The sequence below is a fragment of the Pseudomonas sp. 2848 genome (assembly GCF_003253945.1).
Taxonomy (GTDB): domain Bacteria; phylum Pseudomonadota; class Gammaproteobacteria; order Pseudomonadales; family Pseudomonadaceae; genus Aquipseudomonas.
Genome location: NZ_QKZD01000002.1, coordinates 78,950 through 97,907 on the forward strand (window position 1 = coordinate 78,950; position 18,958 = coordinate 97,907).

Annotated in this window: 19 protein-coding genes; 9 read left to right on the plus strand and 10 right to left on the minus strand. The window is 63.3% G+C overall.

The features are described 5' to 3' along the window. Positions 1-39: 39 nt before the first annotated feature. Positions 40-936, plus strand: coding sequence for a D-hexose-6-phosphate mutarotase (locus DFS21_RS04310; protein ID WP_111531902.1), 897 nt, complete (start codon positions 40-42; stop codon positions 934-936). 118 nt (positions 937-1,054) lie between these two features. Here the strand turns inward: DFS21_RS04310 and DFS21_RS04315 are convergent, their stop codons facing one another. The 5 genes from DFS21_RS04315 to DFS21_RS04335 form a co-directional block, all read right to left on the minus strand. After that, positions 1,055-1,588, minus strand: a complete 534-nt coding sequence (locus DFS21_RS04315; RefSeq protein ID WP_173862461.1) for a DUF3299 domain-containing protein — start codon at positions 1,586-1,588, stop codon at positions 1,055-1,057. A 49-nt stretch (positions 1,589-1,637) separates the two neighbouring features. Next, on the minus strand, positions 1,638-1,883 hold the full coding sequence (locus DFS21_RS04320; protein ID WP_023629866.1) for a GlsB/YeaQ/YmgE family stress response membrane protein: 246 nt from the start codon (positions 1,881-1,883) through the stop codon (positions 1,638-1,640). 96 nt (positions 1,884-1,979) lie between these two features. Then, entirely contained in the window at positions 1,980-3,062 is a 1,083-nt protein-coding gene (locus tag DFS21_RS04325) for a 5-(carboxyamino)imidazole ribonucleotide synthase (protein ID WP_046857612.1), read from the minus strand. A gap of 11 nt (positions 3,063-3,073) precedes the next feature. Further along, positions 3,074-3,565: a 5-(carboxyamino)imidazole ribonucleotide mutase gene (gene purE, locus DFS21_RS04330; RefSeq protein ID WP_031314848.1), complete on the minus strand. Its 492-nt coding sequence runs from the start codon at positions 3,563-3,565 to the stop codon at positions 3,074-3,076. Between the two features lie 172 nt (positions 3,566-3,737). Then, complete coding sequence (locus tag DFS21_RS04335; protein ID WP_023629864.1) at positions 3,738-4,667, minus strand: LysR substrate-binding domain-containing protein; 930 nt, start codon at positions 4,665-4,667, stop codon at positions 3,738-3,740. Positions 4,668-4,848: 181 nt separating this feature from the next. Here DFS21_RS04335 and aspA point away from each other — a divergent pair, with 181 nt between their 5' ends. The 4 genes from aspA to DFS21_RS04355 all read left to right on the plus strand — a co-directional run bounded on the left by aspA (position 4,849) and on the right by DFS21_RS04355 (position 9,739). After that, complete coding sequence (gene aspA, locus DFS21_RS04340; protein ID WP_031314847.1) at positions 4,849-6,273, plus strand: aspartate ammonia-lyase; 1,425 nt, start codon at positions 4,849-4,851, stop codon at positions 6,271-6,273. A 167-nt stretch (positions 6,274-6,440) separates the two neighbouring features. After that, positions 6,441-7,433 (plus strand): AraC family transcriptional regulator, encoded by a 993-nt coding sequence (locus DFS21_RS04345; RefSeq protein WP_110696814.1) that lies wholly within the window; start codon positions 6,441-6,443, stop codon positions 7,431-7,433. Positions 7,434-7,592: 159 nt separating this feature from the next. Then, entirely contained in the window at positions 7,593-8,633 is a 1,041-nt protein-coding gene (locus DFS21_RS04350) for a histone deacetylase family protein (protein WP_111531903.1), read from the plus strand. Positions 8,634-8,635: 2 nt separating this feature from the next. Next, positions 8,636-9,739 (plus strand): extracellular solute-binding protein, encoded by a 1,104-nt coding sequence (locus DFS21_RS04355; protein WP_102684605.1) that lies wholly within the window; start codon positions 8,636-8,638, stop codon positions 9,737-9,739. 110 nt (positions 9,740-9,849) lie between these two features. On the opposite strand, the gene DFS21_RS04360 is transcribed toward DFS21_RS04355, so the two are convergent. Then, positions 9,850-11,379 carry a PLP-dependent aminotransferase family protein gene (locus DFS21_RS04360; protein ID WP_111531904.1) on the minus strand — a complete coding sequence of 510 codons (1,530 nt, stop codon included), beginning with the start codon at positions 11,377-11,379 and terminating at the stop codon, positions 9,850-9,852. 90 nt (positions 11,380-11,469) lie between these two features. Here DFS21_RS04360 and DFS21_RS04365 point away from each other — a divergent pair, with 90 nt between their 5' ends. Genes DFS21_RS04365 through DFS21_RS04375 form a run of 3 tightly spaced genes read left to right on the plus strand, consistent with a single transcriptional unit; the run spans position 11,470 to position 13,237 of the window. After that, entirely contained in the window at positions 11,470-12,099 is a 630-nt protein-coding gene (locus tag DFS21_RS04365) for an FMN-binding negative transcriptional regulator (RefSeq protein ID WP_111531905.1), read from the plus strand. 12 nt (positions 12,100-12,111) lie between these two features. Beyond that, positions 12,112-12,558, plus strand: coding sequence for a GNAT family N-acetyltransferase (locus DFS21_RS04370; RefSeq protein ID WP_110696823.1), 447 nt, complete (start codon positions 12,112-12,114; stop codon positions 12,556-12,558). A gap of 7 nt (positions 12,559-12,565) precedes the next feature. Continuing rightward, positions 12,566-13,237, plus strand: coding sequence for a GNAT family N-acetyltransferase (locus tag DFS21_RS04375; RefSeq protein WP_111531906.1), 672 nt, complete (start codon positions 12,566-12,568; stop codon positions 13,235-13,237). Between the two features lie 68 nt (positions 13,238-13,305). Here DFS21_RS04375 and oadA read toward each other — a convergent pair whose 3' ends face one another. After that, positions 13,306-15,114 (minus strand): sodium-extruding oxaloacetate decarboxylase subunit alpha, encoded by a 1,809-nt coding sequence (gene oadA / locus DFS21_RS04380; protein WP_102685427.1) that lies wholly within the window; start codon positions 15,112-15,114, stop codon positions 13,306-13,308. An 11-nt stretch (positions 15,115-15,125) separates the two neighbouring features. Then, the gene (locus DFS21_RS04385) at positions 15,126-16,541 is read right to left on the minus strand and encodes an acetyl-CoA carboxylase biotin carboxylase subunit (RefSeq protein WP_023630199.1); all 1,416 of its coding nucleotides are present in this window, start codon (positions 16,539-16,541) and stop codon (positions 15,126-15,128) included. A 189-nt stretch (positions 16,542-16,730) separates the two neighbouring features. Between DFS21_RS04385 and DFS21_RS04390 the strand changes: the two genes are divergently transcribed. Further along, positions 16,731-17,693, plus strand: coding sequence for a LysR family transcriptional regulator (locus DFS21_RS04390; RefSeq protein WP_046857620.1), 963 nt, complete (start codon positions 16,731-16,733; stop codon positions 17,691-17,693). Here DFS21_RS04390 and DFS21_RS04395 read toward each other — a convergent pair. Both DFS21_RS04395 and hexR read right to left on the minus strand, forming a co-directional pair. Continuing rightward, positions 17,635-17,853, minus strand: a complete 219-nt coding sequence (locus tag DFS21_RS04395) for a PA3496 family putative envelope integrity protein (RefSeq protein WP_110696827.1) — start codon at positions 17,851-17,853, stop codon at positions 17,635-17,637. The genes DFS21_RS04390 and DFS21_RS04395 overlap by 59 nt on opposite strands. 188 nt (positions 17,854-18,041) lie before the next feature. Then, positions 18,042-18,908 (minus strand): transcriptional regulator HexR, encoded by an 867-nt coding sequence (hexR, locus tag DFS21_RS04400; RefSeq protein WP_023630201.1) that lies wholly within the window; start codon positions 18,906-18,908, stop codon positions 18,042-18,044. Between the last annotated feature and the right edge of the window lie 50 nt (positions 18,909-18,958).

Consider the following 18,958-nt stretch of genomic DNA (forward strand, 5'->3'; position numbering starts at 1 on the left):
GGTCCAACGGCCTGACAGACAATCAATGAGACGAACGCAATGGCTAACTTCACGGTCGAGACCGAGCTGCACGGCGAGCTCAACTGCTGGCGCATCACCAGCGATCATGCCGAACTACTGATTGCCCAACAGGGCGCCCAGGTCCTGAGCTATCAGCGCCTGGGCGAGCCACCGCTGCTGTGGCTGAGCGACCAGGCCACCTTCGGCCAGGGCAAGTCGGTGCGTGCCGGCGCACCCGTGTGCTGGCCGTGGTTCGGTATCTTCGAGCGCAATCCCGATTCGGTCAAAGCCATGTTCAAGGGCGAGCAGCCGCCCGCCCACGGCCTGGTGCGTGGCCGTGACTGGCAGTTGTTGCGCGCCGAGGAACACGGCGACCACCTGCAGTTCGAGTTCGAATTGCCCGAAGCCCAGGGTGAGCTGCCGGGTTGGCCTCATGACGTCCAACTCAAGCTCCTGGTAGAACTGGACGACCAGCTGAAGCTCACCCTCACCAGCTACAACCTCGGCAATACCGATGTCACCCTGAGCCAGGCGCTGCACAGCTACTTCGCCGTGAGCGATGTGCGCCAGGTGCAAGTGGAAGGCGTTGACGGGTTGGCCTACATCGAAACCCTGGCCAACTGGGAACAGCGCAAACAACAGGGCAGCCTGGGTTTCGCCGGCGAGACTGATCGCATCTACCTGAACGCGCCTGAGCGACTGGCGATTGTCGACCCACACTGGAGCCGACGCATCACCCTGCAGGCCGGCGGCTCACGCACCGCGGTGATCTGGAACCCCTGGACCGACCGCGCCCGCGACCTGCCGGACATGGCCGACGATGGCTGGCAGCGCATGCTGTGCATCGAGACGGCGAATGTGATGGATGACGTGGTGGTGCTCAAGCCAGGGGCGACTCATGCGATGAGCGTGGCGATCGGTAGCGAAGCGCTCTGACCCGATAGTTTCAGCCGCCTGTACTGGCCCTATCGCCGGCAAGCCGGCTCCCACAGGATTGCGCGGTCGCCTCTGGGAGCCGGCTTGCCGGCGATAGGGCCTCGACAGGAAAAATACCTTACAGATCCGCGTCTTCCACCACCCTCACCTTCCCCGCCTCCAACGCATACGCCGCATCCGCCAGGTCATTGCTGACTTTCTCCACCTTCAAGGTGCCGGTCACCCACAGCGGCGTGTAAATGTCGTCGATCTTCAACCCTTTCGGATACCGCACCAGCACCAGCTGGTTCGGTGGCGGCGGCGGTACATGGATGCACGCCCCTGGGTACGGCACCAGGAAAAACAGCGTGCTGTTGCCTTTGGCATCGCTCTCCAGCGGCACCGGATAACCACCCAGGCGGATCTGCCTGCCGTTCATGGCGGCCACGGTCTTGGTCGAGTACATCACCGCCGGCAGGCCTTTGCTCTGCTTCAACCCACCCTTGGCGGTGAAAGTGCCCAGGGCTTCCGGGGAGTTGTGGTCGATCTCGGGCATCTGCTCGAGCGCCTTCTGGTCCGACTTGGGCATCAGCTCCAGCCAGTCGGTCTCGGGCAGTTCGGCATGGGCCAGGGCGCTGGCCAGCAACAGGGGAATGAGGAATAACGCACGCATGAAGATGCTCGGCAACTCTGGATGAATTGCCGGGCATTCTAACGGGAATTCAGCGTTTCTTGATGAAGCCGTAGATCACCAGCAGGATGATCGCGCCGACCAGGGCTCCGAAGAAGCCCGCGGCCTGCCCGGCCTGGTAGATGCCCAGGGCTTGTCCGCCGTAGGTGGCGGCCAGGGAACCGGCGATGCCGAGGAGGATGGTCATGATCCAGCCCATGCTGTCGTCACCCGGTTTCAGGAAACGCGCCAGCAGGCCGACGATCAGGCCGATGAAGATGGTTCCAATGATGCCCATGGCAATCCCTCTGTGATGAACATGAAACATGCCAAAGCCTAGTCAGCGCTTTGGCATGCTGCCATCTCAGAGCGGCATTGCCCGGCAGAAGTTCGATCAGCCGGCGATCAACGCCTCTACTTCGGCAATCTTGGCCTTGAGGGTGGCCATGTCCTGGCAGCGCAGAGTGGCGTGGCCGACCTTGCGCCCGACCTTGAATGCCTTGCCGTAGTGGTGCAGGTGGCAGTCATCGATAGCGACCACCTTGTCCACCGCCGGCACTTCGCCGATGAAGTTGAGCATGGCGCTTTCGCCGACCTTCGCGGTCGAGCCCAGCGGCAGGCCGGCCACGGCGCGCAGGTGGTTCTCGAACTGGCTGCACTCGCTGCCTTCGATGGTCCAGTGCCCGGAGTTGTGCACACGCGGGGCGATTTCGTTGGCCTTCAGGCCACCGTCGACTTCGAAGAACTCGAAGGCCATTACACCGACGTAGTCGAGCTTCTGCAGCACGCGGCCAACGTAGTCTTCGGCCAAGGCCTGCAACGGGTGCGCCTCGCTGGCCACCGACAGGCGCAGGATGCCGCTGTCATGGGTGTTGTGCACCAGCGGGTAGAAGCGGGTTTCGCCGTCGCGGGCGCGCACGGCCACCAGCGACACTTCGCCGGTAAACGGCACGAAGCCTTCCAGCAGGCACGGCACGCTGCCCAGTTCGGCAAAAGTGTCGACCACGTCTTCGGGCTTGCGCAGGACCTTCTGGCCCTTGCCGTCGTAACCCAGGGTGCGGGTCTTGAGCACGGCCGGCAGGCCGATGCTGGCCACGGCGGCATCAAGGTCCGCTTGCGAGAGGATGTCGGCGAAGGCCGGGGTGGGAATACCCAGGTCGCGGAACATGCTCTTCTCGAACAGGCGGTCACGAGCGATGCGCAGGGCCTCGGCGCTCGGATAGACCGGGACGAACTGCGAGAGGAAGGCGACGGTCTCGGCCGGCACGCTTTCGAACTCAAAGGTCACCAGGTCGACTTCGTCGGCCAGCTGGCGCAGATGGTCCTGGTCACCGTAGTCGGCACGCAGGTGCTCGCCCAGCGGCGCGGCGCAGGCGTCCGGTGCCGGGTCGAGGAAGGCGAAGTTCATGCCCAGCGGAGTGCCCGCCAAGGCCAGCATGCGGCCCAGCTGGCCACCACCGATTACACCGATCTTCATGTGTTTCAGCCTCAAGCCTGACGCGGATCTGGATTGTCCAGCACGGTGTCGGTCTGCTCGGTGCGGAACTGCTTGAGCGCCGCGTGGAACTGCGGGTGCTTGGCCCCGAGGATGCTCGCCGACAGCAAGGCTGCATTGATCGCGCCGGCCTTGCCGATGGCCAGGGTGGCGACCGGAACGCCAGCAGGCATCTGCACGATCGACAGCAGCGAATCGACACCCGACAGCATCGACGACTGCACCGGCACACCGAGCACCGGCAGGTGGGTCTTGGCGGCGCACATGCCCGGCAGATGGGCGGCGCCACCGGCACCGGCGATGATCACTTCGATGCCGCGGCCTTCGGCCTCATCGGCGTACTGGAACAGCAGGTCCGGGGTGCGGTGGGCGGAAACCACCTTCACTTCGTAGGGAATGCCGAGTTTTTCCAGCATATCGGCGGTGTGGCTAAGGGTGGACCAATCGGACTTGGAGCCCATGATCACGCCAACCAGTGCACTCATCGTCGAGCCTCTTCGCTTGTGCGCCCGCAGGCGCGTCAAAAAACAACAAGCCACGCGGGACGACCGGCGTGGCTTGTTTGCTGATCATGACCGGAATCTATCCGGTCGAGGGGCCGCGCAGTATAGCGTAACGCGAGGCAATCACGGCACCCCCGGCGACCAACTGTCGGCCTTATTTTTCGGGGGTTTGGCTGACTTTCGGGTCAACTGAACCGCCCTCCAGCTTGCGCCACAGCAAGCGCACGTTGGCCTTGCGCACCAAGGCACAGCGATACAGGCGGATTTCCAGTGGCACATGCCACTGGCTGCCACCGCAGATCGCCAGCTCGCCACGCTCCAGTTCACCGCGCATCGACAGTTTCGGGACCCAGGCGATGCCCATGCCTTCGAGCGCCATGCTCTTGAGACTGTCGGCCATGGCCGTTTCATAGACAGTGGTATAGCGCAGGTTGCGCTGGCGCAGCAGCAAGTTGACCGACCGGCCGAGGAAAGCGCCGGCGCTGTAGGCCAGCAACGGCACGCTGGCCTCCCCCTCCAGGTCGAACAGCGGCTTGCCGTCCGGGCCCACGGCACACACCGGGAGCATTTCGGTATTGCCCATATGCAGCGACGGGAAGATCTCGGCGTCCATCTGCAACGCCGCGTCCGGGTCATAGAAGGCCAGCATCAGGTCGCAGCCGCCTTCGCGTAATGCATGCACCGCATCACCGACGTTGGTGGCGACCAGGCGCGTGGCGATGTTCAGGCCATCGTTGCGCAATTGCGCCACCCAGCGCGGGAAAAAGCCCGAGGCCAAGGAGTGCGCGGCCGAGACCTGGATCACCTCGCCCTGGCCGCCTTCCAGATGATGTAAATGGCGAAGAACTTCGCTCAACTGGTCGACAACAGTGCGCGCAGTGACGAGAAACAGCTGCCCCGCCTCGGTCAGCTCGATGGGCGTGCGGGAACGATTCACCAAGGTCAGCCCAAGCGCCGCTTCCAGGCTGCGTATGCGTCGGCTGAACGCCGGCTGGGTAACGAACCGGCGCTCGGCCGCTTGCGAGAAACTGCGGGTCGAGGCCAGGGCACTGAAGTCCTCCAGCCATTTGCTTTCGAGGTTCATCGACTACTCCGCACCGCGTGCACCAAAATGGAACACGCTCGATTGTCAATCGGCGTCACATCAAACCGTATGCCGTTTGCGCATAGGTTAGCGTGCAACAGCATTGGCCGCAAAATCTGGGCAGCCCTAGCATTGGCGCCATTCCGGCAGGTGCCGGGTCAAAATCGAGATGATATCCATCATGTCCTCCGCTGCATCGTTCCGCGTCGAAAAAGATCTGCTTGGTACCCTTGAAGTCCCTGCCGATGCCTACTACGGCATCCAGACTCTGCGCGCTGCCAACAACTTCCACCTCTCCGGTGTTCCGCTGTCGCACTACCCGAAACTGGTAGTCGGCCTGGCGATGGTCAAGCAGGCAGCTGCTGACGCCAACCGTGAGCTGGGGCACCTGAGCGATGCCAAGCACGCCGCGATCAGCGCAGCCTGCGCACGACTGATCAAAGGCGACTACCACGAGCAGTTCGTGGTGGACATGATTCAAGGCGGTGCTGGTACTTCCACCAACATGAACGCCAACGAAGTCATCGCCAACATCGCGCTGGAGGCCATGGGTCACCAGAAGGGTGAGTACCAGTACCTGCACCCGAACAACGATGTGAACATGGCGCAGTCGACCAACGACGCCTACCCGACCGCGATCCGTCTGGGTCTGCTGCTGGGCCACGACGCCCTGCTGGCCAGCCTCGACAGCCTGATCCAGGCCTTCGCTGCCAAAGGTAAAGAGTTCGACCACGTACTGAAGATGGGCCGTACCCAGCTGCAGGACGCCGTGCCGATGACCCTGGGCCAGGAATTCCGCGCCTTCGCCACTACCATGACCGAAGACCTGCAGCGCCTGCGCTCGCTGGCTCCGGAACTGCTGACCGAAATCAACCTGGGCGGCACCGCCATCGGTACCGGCATCAACGCCGACCCGGGCTACCAGATGCTGGCCGTCCAGCGCCTGGCGATCATCAGCGGCCAGCCGCTGGTGCCGGCTGCCGACCTGATCGAAGCCACCTCCGACATGGGCGCCTTCGTGCTGTTCTCCGGCATGCTCAAGCGCACCGCGGTCAAGCTGTCGAAGATCTGCAACGACCTGCGCCTGCTGTCCAGCGGCCCACGCACCGGCATCAACGAGATCAACCTGCCGGCGCGCCAGCCAGGCAGCTCGATCATGCCAGGCAAGGTCAACCCGGTTATCCCTGAGGCCGTCAACCAAGTCGCCTTCGCCATCATGGGCAACGACCTGGCCCTGACCGTCGCCGCCGAAGGTGGCCAGCTGCAGCTGAACGTGATGGAACCGCTGATCGCCTACAAGATCTTCGACTCGATCCGCCTGCTGCAACGCGCCATGGACATGCTGCGCGAGCACTGCATCGTCGGCATCACCGCCAACGAACAGCGCTGCCGTGAACTGGTCGAGCACTCGATCGGCCTGGTCACCGCCCTGAACCCGTACATCGGCTACGAAAACGCCACCCGTATCGCCCGCGTTGCCTTGGAAACCGGCCGCGGCGTGCTGGAACTGGTGCGCGAAGAGAAGCTGCTGGACGAAGAGATGCTCAACGACATCCTGCGTCCGGAAAACATGATCGCTCCCCGTCTGGTTCCGCTGAAGGCGTAACCCAGGCCGCTGCAAACAGTCTCACCAGGTCGAGGGACTAGACACCTCTCAACCTTTCAAGGGCCCGAGCGCATGCTACGGGCCCTTTTTTTATGCACGGAACAGGCACCTGCTGAACGGCACACAACTTGCTCGGTAATGCTCCCCAGCTCAACGGGATGCCGAGCATGCTGCACAGCCACCTCACCACCCTCAACGCCGTTTCGCTGATCCTCCAGGTGTTCCAGGAAGACGGCGTGGACGCGCAGCACATGCTCGCCGGCAGCGGCATAGGCCCCGCAGACCTGGGCCACGCCGATGCGCGCATCACCACCCAGCAGGAACTGCAGGTCTGCGCCAACGCCGTGTCCAGGCGCCAGGACATCGGCCTGGAACTCGGCCGGCGCATGCACGTGTCGTGCTACGGCATGCTCGGTTACGCCCTGCTCTCCAGTGCCACTTTGGGTGACGCCCTGCGCCTGGCGCTAACCTTTCCGGCACTGCTGGGAACAGTTTTCCAGCTGCGCCTGGTGGACGATGGCCAGCGCGTGTGGCTCAGCGCCAGCGACCATTACGACGCGCCTGGGCTGGCCGCCTTCAATGCCGAATTCTGCCTGCTGTCGCTGAAAGTGATCTGCGACGACCTGCTCGGCCGCCAGCTACCGTTGCTGGCGGCCCGTTTCGAACACCCGCGCCCGAGCTATCACGCGCTCTATGACCCTGCATTCCAGTGCCCGCTCGGCTTCGACGCCAGCGACAATGCCTTCGCCTTCGAACGACGCTGGCTGGACATGCCCCTGCCCCTGGCCGACCCGATCACCCACAAGGCCATGGGCGAACGCTGCCGGCGTCTCAACCTGGAGTTCACTGGCCGCCAGGCTTGGCTTGGACGCATCCGCCAGCTGCTGCTGCGGCAACTGGATGCCGCGCCTGGGCTGGAAGGTTTGGCACGGCAGATGAACTGCTCGTCGCGCACACTGCGCCGGCATTTGCAGGCGCTGGGCAGCAGTTATCAACAGCTCCTCGACGAGCTGCGCTTCGAGCGGGCCAAGCAGTTGCTGGCCGAGGACCAGATGCCGATCTACCGCATTGCCGAAACATTGGGGTTCAGCGAGACCGCGAGCTTCCGGCATGCCTTCCAGCGCTGGAGCGGCGTGGCGCCCAGCCATTTTCGCGGTTGACCGCACCTACGCCGATTCGTGGGAGCGGGCTTGCCCCGCGATAGAGTCGGCACAGGTGATGGCCACATCTATCCCCTTTTGGCCATTCATGCCGTTCTCCCTTCATCAGGCCACCCAGCACAATCGGCCCACGCCAGTAATGATCCGGAGAACAACAACGTGCTGACGATCTATTCCGATGACCACCGCCTGCACCATGGCCGCTGCGAGCTCATCGACGGCAAGCTGATGCCCTGTTTCGAAATGCCGTCGCGCGCCGACCACGTCCTGGAGCGCGTCAAGCAGCGCAACCTCGGGCCCGTGCAGGGCCCCGTCGACTTCGGCCGCGCACCGCTGCAGCGCATCCACAGTGCCGACTACCTGGATTTCTTCGAAGGTGCCTGGGACCGTTGGGCCGCGCTTGGCCAGGAAGGTGACCTGCTGCCGTTCACCTGGCCAGCGCGCACCCTGCGCCAGGTCAAACCCAGCGGCCTGCACGGCGAGCTCGGTTACTACAGCTTCGACGCCGGCGCTCCGATCACCGCCGGCACCTGGCAGGCCGCCTACAGCGCCGCCCAGGTCGCCCTGACCGCCCAGGCCGCGATCCAGCAAGGCGCCCATGCCGCCTTCGCCCTGTGCCGGCCGCCAGGGCACCACGCCGCAGGCGAAGTGATGGGGGGTTACTGCTACCTCAACAACGCAGCCATTGCCGCCCAGGCCTTCATCGACCAAGGCCGGCGCAAGGTAGCCATCCTCGACGTCGACTATCACCACGGCAACGGTACGCAGGACATTTTCTACACCCGCAACGACGTGTTCTTCGCCTCGATCCACGGCGACCCGCAGGACGAGTTCCCGTTCTTCCTCGGCTACGCCGACGAGACCGGCGAAGGTGCCGGCGAGGGCTGCAACATCAACTACCCGCTGCCTGCCGGCAGCGACTGGGCAGCCTGGAGCGCAGCCCTGGAAGACGCCTGCCAGCGTATCGCCGCCTTCAATGCCGATGTGCTGGTGATCTCCCTTGGCGTGGATACCTTCAAGGATGACCCCATTTCCCAGTTCAAGCTCGACAGTCCCGACTACCTGGCGATGGGCAAGCGCATCGCCCAGCTGGGCAAGCCGACCTTGTTCGTGATGGAGGGCGGCTACGCTGTGGAGGAAATCGGCATCAACGCGGTCAATGTGCTGGAAGGCTTCCAGCAGGCCCAGCCAGGAGCGTGAACATGACCCGACTCAAATGTCTGCTCGCCCCGCTCATCGCCACCGGCCTGTTCGCCGGCGCACTCCAGGCACACGCCGAACAGAGCACCCTGCGGGTGTACAACTGGTTCGACTACATCACCCCGCAAACCCTGGTCGACTTCCAGAAGGACAGCGGGGTCAAGCTGATCTACGACATCTTCGACACCAACGAAGCACTGGAAGCCAAGCTGCTAACCGGCAACTCCGGCTATGACGTGGTGGTGCCGTCCAACGTGTTCCTCGCCAAGCAGATCGAGGCTGGGGTTTTCCAGCCCCTTGACCGCGGCAAGCTGCCCAACTGGCAGCATCTGGACCCGGCACTGATGAAACTGATCGAAGCCAACGACCCCGGCAACAAGTTTGCCGTGCCTTACATGTACGGCACGGTGCTGATCGGCTTCAACCCAGACAAAGTCAAGGCCGTGCTCGGCGACGACGCACCGGTGGACAGCTGGGACCTGATCTTCAAGGAAGAGAACATCGCCAAGCTCAAGCAATGCGGCGTGGCCCTACTTGATTCGCCGTCGGAGATCCTGCCGCTGGCGCTGTCGTACCTGGGGCTGGACCCCAACAGCGGCAAGCCGGCCGACTATCAAAAAGCCCAGGATCTGCTGCTGAAGATCCGCCCGCATGTAACCTACTTCCACTCGTCCAAGTACATGGCCGACATCGCCAATGGTGATATCTGTGTGGCGGTGGGCTACTCGGGCAGCTTCTCCCAGGCCGCGAATCGGGCTCGCGAAGCGAAGAACGGCGTGGTGGTGGACATGCGCCTGCCCAAGGAAGGCGCACCGATCTGGTTCGACATGCTGGCGATCCCCAAGAACGCGGCCAACCCTGAAGATGCCCACACATTCATCAACTACCTGTTGCGACCAGAAGTGATCGCGCCGATCAGCGACTTCGTCGGCTACCCGAACCCGAACAAGGATGCGACCGACAAGGTCAGCCCGGCGATCCGCAACAATCCGAACCTGTACCCAACGGCGGAGGCAATGGCCAAGTTGTACACGCTCAAGCCGTTGCCACGGGATGCCGAGCGGGCGCGGACGCGGGCCTGGACCAAGATCAAGTCCGGCACCTGATGTTTTTGGGGCTGCTCTGCAGCCCATCGCCGGCAAGCCGGCTCCCACAAAGACATGTGCAATTCCTGTGGGAGCCGGCTTGCCGGCGATGGGTCGCAGAGCGGCCCCATTCAATCTCGCCAGGCCTTGCGCAGGCGCATCAAAGCCTGCGCAATCTCCCCTTCTGGCACTGCCGCGAATCCCAGTACCAGCCCTGCCCTCGTATCCGCAGGCTCCGCGCTGTCCTCCAGCCAGTAGCTGCTCAGCGGAGTGACCTCCACCCCCACCGCCTCCGCCCGCGCAACCAGCTCCTGCTCCCGCGCCAAGTTATCCACAGCTACCTTCACATGCAGCCCTGCTGCGACGTCCGGCATTGCCCCCAGCCCCGGTACCTCCACCGGCCAACCGGCCTTCAGCACATTCCTGCGGGCCAACGCCGCCCGGCGCATACGGCGGATATGTCGCTGGAAATGCCCTTGGGCCATGAACTGCGCCATGACACATTGCGTGCCGACTTCCGAGTGACGCACCGACAGCGCCTTGGCCTGGCTGAATGCCCGCACCAGGCGCCTGGGCAGCACCAGGTAACCCAGCCGCAAAGCCGGAAAGGCGATCTTGCCGAACGTTCCCACGTACAGCACCCGACCCTGACGATCCAGTGCCGCCAGCGGCGCCAAAGGCGCACCGCTGTAGCGGTACTCGCCATCGTAATCGTCCTCGACGACCCAACCGTCCTGGCGCTCGGCCCAGGCCAGCAACGCCAGGCGCCGGGCCAGGCTCATGGTCACACCGGTAGGGTACTGGTGAGCCGGGGTCACGTAAGCCAGCCGGCAATCCGGCAGCTCGGCCAGGCGCGCACAGTCCATGCCCTCTTCATCTACCGGCACGCCCCTGACCCTTGCCCCCGCCAGGGCGAAGGCGTGCCCGGCAGCGCGGTAGCCCGGGTTTTCCACAGCCACCCCGTCACCAGGCTGCAACAGCAACTGTGCACAAAGGCTGATCGCCTGCTGCGCACCACTGGTGATCACAATTTGTTCAGCACTGCAGCAAAGCCCTCGCGATCGACGCAGATAGGTGGCGATCAATTCACGCAACGGCAGCTCCCCTGCCGGGTCGCCATAACCGAGCTGCGCCGGATCGGGATTTCGCCAGAAACCCGCTTGCAGCTTGGCCCAGACCTCGAAAGGAAACAGGTCGAACGCTGGCAGACCAACCCTGAAAGCCCTCGGCGCGTCGCCTTTTGGCGGCGGCAAATGGTGCTTTTTCAGACGCAACAACGGCTCGCTGCACAGTGCAAAACTGGATAAATCCTCAGTATCAGGCGCTTCAAATGTGGATAAGTCTGTTGATAACCCCAGGGATAACCCTGTGGACAGTTGTGTGGATAGTTTTCCTAGGCGGCTTACATAAGTGCCATCGCCTACCCGGCTTTCGATAAAGCCCTCGGCATACAACTGGTCATAGGCACGCACCACGCTGTTGCGCGACAACACCAGCACCGCAGCAAGGTCACGGGTGGCCGGCAGCCGAGTGCCGCCTTCCAGGCGCCCATCCAGCACGCGCGCGCGCAAGGCCTGGTAGAGCTGCTGGCTGAGCCCGCGACGGCGATCCAGGACGATCCCTGCCGGATCGAAAGGCAACGCGTGGGTACGTTCGCTCATGGTATTGGACCTATCAAAACAGTCACGAATGGCTCTTACACAGAGCCAATAGCCTGCCTAGGATGAAGCCACAGCACAAGGAACACCGGCATGTACAACAGCAAACCGCATCAGGAACATGACCTTGCCCGCCTGCACCAGCACATGCAGCACACCCGCCTGGCAACGCTGATCAGCCACGGTGAGCACGGGCTGCTGGCCACCCATCTGCCCGTGCTGGTCGCCACCGGCGAGGGCGAATTCGGCACGGTCTACGGCCACCTCGCCCGGGCCAACCAGCAATGGCAGGATCTGGCACAAGGCGCTGAAGCCTTGCTGGTATTCCCCGGCGCCGACGCCTATGTCAGCCCCGGCTACTACCCGAGCAAGGCCGACAACCCCAAGGTGGTGCCCACCTGGAACTATATGGCGGTGCATGCCTGGGGCCCGGTGGAGGTGATCCACGAGCCGACACAATTGCTGGACATCGTCAGGCGCCTGACCGACCGCCATGAGCAAGGCCGCGCAGCACCGTGGAACGTCGCCGATGCTCCGGCTGACTACCTTGACGGCATGCTCCGCGCCATCGTCGGTATCCGCCTGCCGATCGCCCGCCTGCAGGGCGCACGCAAGCTCAGTCAGAACCGTTCGGCGCAAGATATCGCCGGGGTCCGCGAAGGCCTGGCCGCCAGCGCCGACCCTGTGGATAACCAACTCGCCGCGCACATGCGCGACCTCTGAAGGAAAAACCCCATGACAGCCATCACTCTGCGCCCGGTTCGCGCCGAAGACCATGCCGCCTGGCTGCCCTTGTGGCAGGCCTATCTGCGCTTCTACCAGACCGAACTGCCCGGCGCCGTCAACTCCAGCACCTGGCAACGCCTGCTCGATGCAGACGAGCCGACCCACTCGACGTTGGCCTGGGTCGACGGCAAGGCAGTGGGGATGGTCAACTTCATCTACCATCGTTCCAACTGGAGCATCGAGAACTCCTGCTACTTGCAGGACCTCTACGTGGACAGTGAAGTACGTGGCCTAGGCATCGGCCGGCAGCTCATCGAGCATGTCTACGCCACGGCCAAGGCCGCCGGCTGCATCAAGGTGCACTGGCTGACCCACGAGACCAACGCCACCGCCATCAGCTTGTACGAGCAGGTCGCCGAGCGCCCGGGCTTCATCCAATTCCGCAAAGCACTGTAGGCCGCACATGAACGACGCATTGAACTGGAAACCCGCCGGTACGCCCAAGGCCGAGCCCATCGAAGGCCGTTTCATCCGCCTGGAGAAGCTTGACCCGGCGCGCCATGGCAACGACCTTTGGGATGTACTGCAAGGTCCAGGTTCGGACCCGGTACTGTGGGACTACCTGCCCTACGGCCCATTCGCCGAACGCGCCAGCTTCGACCGCTGGCTGGAAGGCAACGCCGCCAGCCGCGACCCGCTGTTCTACAGTGTGATCGACCGCGCCAACGGTCAGGTTCAGGGCATCCTCAGCTACATGTCGATCGTCCCGGAACAGGGCCGCTTCGAGATCGGCCACATCGCCTTCGGCGCCGCCATGCAACGCACACCCAAGGGCACCGAGGCGGTTTACCTTTTGAGCAAGTTGGGCTTCGAGCTGGGCAATCGCCGGCTGGAATGGAAGTGCAACGACGCCAATGCCCGCTCCAAGCGCGCGGCCGAGCGCTTCGGTTTTGTGTTCGAGGGCGTGTTCCGCAACCACATGGTGGTCAAGGACCGTAATCGCGATACAACGTGGTATTCGATTACCGATACCGAATGGCCTACCGTGGCGGCGGGGTTCGAGCGTTGGTTGAGTGAGGAAAACCAGCAGCCTGAGGGACAAGTCCGCACGCTGGAAGCGTGCCGCGCGGGCTGATTTATCCAGGCAAAAAAAGGGGAGCATCCGCTCCCCAGAGGTTAACCGCTTGTAGATGAAGGCTTCTGTCAGCCTTCGATCTCGATCAGGATTTCGCCCGGGGTCACCCGGTCGCCCTTGGCCACGTGGATGGCCACGACCTTGCCGGCGATCGCCGCCTGCACTTCGGTCTCCATCTTCATTGCCTCGGTGATCAGCACCGCCTGGCCGGCCTTGACCACGTCGCCTTCCTTGACCAGCACATCGACGATGTTGCCCGGCATGCTGGTGCTGACGTGGCCCGGCGCGCTGGCCTGCTTGCGCTTGCTGCCGCCACCGCCGACGAATTCGTTGAGCGGCTCGAACACCACTTCTTCCGGCATGCCGTCGATGGACAGGTAGAAATGGCGCTTGCCTTCGGCCTTCACGCCGACACCGGTGATATCGACGCGGTAGGTTTCACCGTGGACATCGATGACGAACTCGGTCGGCACGCCTTCACCACCCACCGCCCCCACCGCGCCGGCTTCCGGAATCGGCAGCAGGGCTTCTGGCTTGAGGGTGCCGGCTTCACGCTCCTCGAGGAACTTGCGGCCGATGTCGGGGAACATGGCGAAGGTCAGCACGTCCTCCTCGGAGTGCGCGAGGCTGCCGATGTCGGCGCGCAGCTTGGCCATCTCCGGCTTGAGCAGGTCGGCTGGGCGCACGTCGATCACGTCCTCGCTGCCGATCGCCTGGCGGCGCAGTTGCTCGTTGACCACACCGGGGGCTTTGCCGTAGCCACCTTGCAGGTACAGCTTCACTTCATTGGTGATGGTCTTGTAGCGCTCGCCGGCCAGCACGTTGAAGAACGCCTGGGTGCCGACGATCTGCGAGGTCGGGGTCACCAGCGGCGGGAAGCCGAGGTCTTCGCGCACCCGCGGAATCTCCGCCAGCACCTCGTTCATGCGGTTGAGCGCGCCCTGCTCCTTGAGCTGGTTGGCCAGGTTGGAAATCATCCCGCCCGGTACCTGGTTGACCTGCACGCGGGTGTCCACGGCGGTGAACTCGCTTTCGAACTGGTGGTACTTCTTGCGCACGGCGTAGAAGTACAAGCCGATCTCCTGCAGCAGCTCGAGGTCGAGGCCGGTGTCGAACTCGCTGCCCTTGAGCGCGGCGACCATCGATTCGGTACCTGGGTGGCTGGTGCCCCAGGCGAAGCTGGAGATCGCGGTGTCGATGTGGTCGACGCCGTTCTCGACGGCCTTGAGCTGGCACATCGCGGCCAGGCCGGCGGTGTCGTGGGAGTGGATGAACACCGGCAATGACTGCTCGGCTTTAAGTGCCTTGACCAACTCGCCGGTGGCGAACGGGGTCAACAGGCCAGCCATGTCCTTGATCGCCACCGAGTCGCAACCCATGGCTTCCATCTGCTTGGCCTGCTGCACGAAGGCATCGACGGTATGCACCGGGCTGGTGGTGTAGGCGATGGTGCCCTGCGCGTGCTTGCCAGCGGCTTTCACCGCCTCGATGGCCACGCGCAAGTTACGCACGTCATTCATGGCGTCGAAGATGCGGAACACGTCGATGCCATTGACCGCAGCCTTGGCCACGAAGGCCTTGACCACGTCGTCGCTGTAATGGCGGTAGCCCAGCAGGTTCTGCCCACGCAGGAGCATCTGCAGGCGGGTGTTGGGCAGCGCGGCACGCAGCTTGCGCAGGCGCTCCCACGGGTCTTCCTTGAGGAAGCGCACGCAGGCGTCGAAGGTGGCGCCGCCCCAGACTTCCAACGACCAGTAGCCGACCTTGTCGAGCTTGTCGCAGATCGGCAGCATGTCTTCGGTGCGCATGCGGGTGGCCAGCAGGGACTGGTGGGCGTCACGCAGGATCGTGTCGGTAACAAAGATTTTCTTGGACATTATTCGGTTCCTCACAGGCCTGCGTGGGCGGCGATGGCGGCGGCGATGGCCAGGGCCAGCTCTTCGGGTTTGCGCTTGATCGAGTAGTTGGTCAGTTCAGGGTGGCTTTCGACGAAGCTGGTGTTGAACTGGCCGCTACGGAATTCGGGGTTGCGCAGGATTTCCTGGTAGTACGCGGCAGTGGTCTTGACCCCCTGCAGGCGCATGTCGTCCAGGGCCCGCAGGCCGCGATCCATGGCTTCTTCCCAGGTCAACGCCCAGACCACCAGTTTCAGGCACATGGAGTCGTAGAACGGGGGAATGGTGTAGCCGGTGTAGATCGCCGTGTCGGTACGCACACCCGGGCCGCCCGGGGCGTAATAGCGGGTGATCTTGCCGAAGCTGGGCAGGAAGTTGTTCTTCGGGTCCTCGGCGTTGATGCGAAACTGCAAGGCAAAGCCGCGGTGCTGGATATCTTCCTGCTTGATCGACAGCGGCAGGCCGGAGGCGATGCGGATCTGCTCGCGAACGATGTCGATGCCGGTGATTTCCTCGGTGATGGTGTGTTCGACCTGCACCCGGGTGTTCATCTCCATGAAGTACACCTCGCCATCAGCGAGCAGGAACTCCACGGTACCGGCGTTCTCGTAGTCCACCGCCTTGGCCGCGCGCACGGCCAGGTCGCCGATGTAGGCACGCTGCTCAGGGGTCAGCTGCGGGCTCGGGGCGATCTCGATGAGTTTCTGGTTGCGGCGCTGGATCGAGCAGTCGCGCTCGAACAGGTGCACCACGTTGCCGAAGCTGTCACCGAGAATCTGCGCCTCGATGTGCTTGGGATTGACGATGCACTTTTCCAGGAACACTTCCGCCGAGCCGAAGGCCTTGGTGGCCTCGGAAATTACCCGGGGGAAGTTCTGTTCCAGTTCCTCGCGGCTGTTGCAGCGGCGAATGCCGCGCCCGCCGCCACCGGAGGTGGCCTTGAGCATCACCGGGTAACCGATGCGGTCGCCTTCCTGCAGGGCTTCATGAATATCGGCGACGTTGCCTTCGGTGCCGGGGGTGACCGGCACGCCGGCCGCGATCATGGTGCGGCGCGCTTCGGTCTTGTCACCCATGCGGCGAATGACATCGGCGGCCGGGCCGATGAACTTGATCCCGCGTTCGGCGCAGATCTCCGCCAGTTCGGCGTTTTCCGACAGGAAACCGTAGCCGGGATGCAAGGCATCGCAGCCGGTCTCGACAGCAAGGTTCACCAGCTTGCGCGGGTTCAGGTAGCCGGCCAGGGGCTCGGCACCGATGCTGTAGGCCTCGTCGGCGCGCTTGACGTGCAAGGCATGGCGGTCGGCGTCGGAGTAGATCGCCACGGAGCGAATGCCCATCTCGGCGCAGGCACGCACGATCCGTACTGCAATCTCACCCCGGTTGGCGATCAGGATTTTTGTTATCACTGGAGTCTTCCCAAAGCCGTAGGAACAGACGATCCGGTTCTACCGGTCGGCGCGTGACCAGACGTCGCTGGCCAGTCGCATATTCACCCTAGCGCTGAAGGTCGATAAACAAAAATCAATATTTGTTAGAGGCAGCATAAGCAAAAGCTTATAGTTGGGTAACAAGGTTTTGCCGGAGCACCGCAAAAAATGCGCAAGTCATTGATGCGTATGACTTTACGTCAGTTGCAGATCTTCAACGAAGTGTGTGATTTGCGCTCCTACAGCCGGGCGGCCGAGGAGATGGCGCTGACGCAACCCGCCGTTAGTCTACAGATCCGCCAGCTCGAAGAGCTGGTTGGCCAGCCGCTGTTCGAGTATGTCGGCAAGAAGCTTTACCTGACCGAGGCCGCCGAAGCGCTGCAACGCGCCAGCCGGGATATCTTCGGGCGCCTGGAGAACCTCGACATGCAGCTGTCGGACATGCAGGGCTCACTGCAGGGGCAACTGAAACTGGCGATCGAATCCAGCGCCAAGTACTTCGTGCCACACCTGTTCGCCGCCTTCAAGCAGCGCCACCCGGAGGTCAATCTCACCCTGACGGTGGTCAACCGTGCCCAGGCGATCAGGCGCCTGTCGGACAACCGCGACGACCTGGTCATCATGTCCATGGTGCCCCAGGACATGGGCCTCGAGTTCCTGCCGTTCCTGAACAACCCGATCGTCGCCGTGGCACCGCCGCAACACCCGTTGTGCAAGCCGGACAGCCTGCGCCTGCAGGATCTCGAGCCGCACACCTTGCTGGTCCGTGAACAGGGTTCGGGCACCCGCAAGGCCTGCGAGGAGTTTTTCAAGGACAAGCGCGTGCATTTCACCCAGACCCTCGAGGTGGCCTCCACCGATGCCCAGCGCGAATGTGTGGTGGCCGGGCTGGGCATTGCCCTGCTGACCCGCCATGCGGTCAACATGGAACTGGCCACCGGCATGCTCAGGGAGTTACCTGTGGAAGAGCTGCCGTTGTACCGCAGCTGGTGCCTGGTGCAATCCCGGAGCAAGCGGCAATCGCCGGTGGCCCTGGCGTTCCAAGCATTCATTCGCAGCGAACGCGCAATGATCAGCGGGCTTGTTGAGCGTTTCTCGGGAAAGTTGCCGCCGATACCTGCCACACCGTGAGGTCCTGCAGGTCAGGGTAGTCGGCCAGTTCGCGCAGCAACTGGCGCTGGTCGCAATAGCATTCGATCGCGCGGCGGTACTCCATGCGGCGCTGATCCTTTTCCTGCTGCTTGCGAGCCTTGGCGTTGGGTTGGTACACACCGTCGTGATCACGTGCCATTGCCTGTCTCCCAGAAAGGATGCGGGGAGTTTCAGGGTGGGCCTTGGGGTTTACGGTTTAGTGGTGAAAGGGTGACAAAACCGTGAAGCTTGAGGATAAGGCAACGTGGGAGCGGGCTTGCCCCGCGATGAGGCTATCGCGGGGCAAGCCCGCTCCCACGCCAGTCGCATGTCCGAACAGCGTGCAGGTCAGTCGTCAGTCGCCTTGATCGACTTGGGCGACAGGCGCAGGCTGCGCAAGCTGCGTTTCACGCTCTTCAGGTGGTTGACCAGGCTCGGCCCGCGGGCCATGGCCACGCCCATGGCCAGCACGTCGATCACCACCAGGTGGGCGATGCGCGAGGTCAGCGGCGTGTAGATCTCGGTGTCCTCGTGCACGTCGATGGCCAGGTTGACCGTCGACAGCTCGGCCAGCGGTGTCTGGCTCGGGCACAGGGTGATCAGGTTGGCACCGCTCTCGCGCACCAGGTTGGCGGTGATCAGCAGGTCCTTCGAGCGCCCCGACTGGGAAATGCACACCGCCACATCGCCCGGCTTGAGCGTGACAGCCGACATTGCCTGCATGTGCGGATCGGAGTAGGCCGCCGCGCTGAGCAGCAGGCGAAAGAACTTGTGCTGCGCATCCGCCGCGACCGCGCCCGAGGCACCAAAACCGTAGAACTCCACTCGCTGGGCCTGGGCCATGGCCGTCACCGCCTGCTGCAAGGCTTGCGGATCGAGGTGCTCGCGCACTTCCATCAAGGTATGCAGGGTGGTGTCGAAGATCTTCAGGCTGTAGTCGGCGACCGAGTCGTCTTCATGGATGGCGAACTGACCGAAGCTGGCACCGGCAGCCAGGCTTTGCGCCAGCTTGAGCTTGAGATCCTGGAAGCCCGAGCAACCGATCGCCCGGCAGAAGCGCACGATGGTCGGTTCGCTGATCCCCACGCTGTGCGCCAGGTCGGCCATCGAGCTGTGCATGACGGCAGCCGGATCGAGCAGCACATGGTCGGCCACTTTGAGTTCCGATTTACGCAGCAGGTGCCGCGATTGGTCGATATGTTGCAACAGATTCACGGGCTGGACTCGGTTATGATCGGCGTGCCGGGATGTAGCTTTCTTGTAGT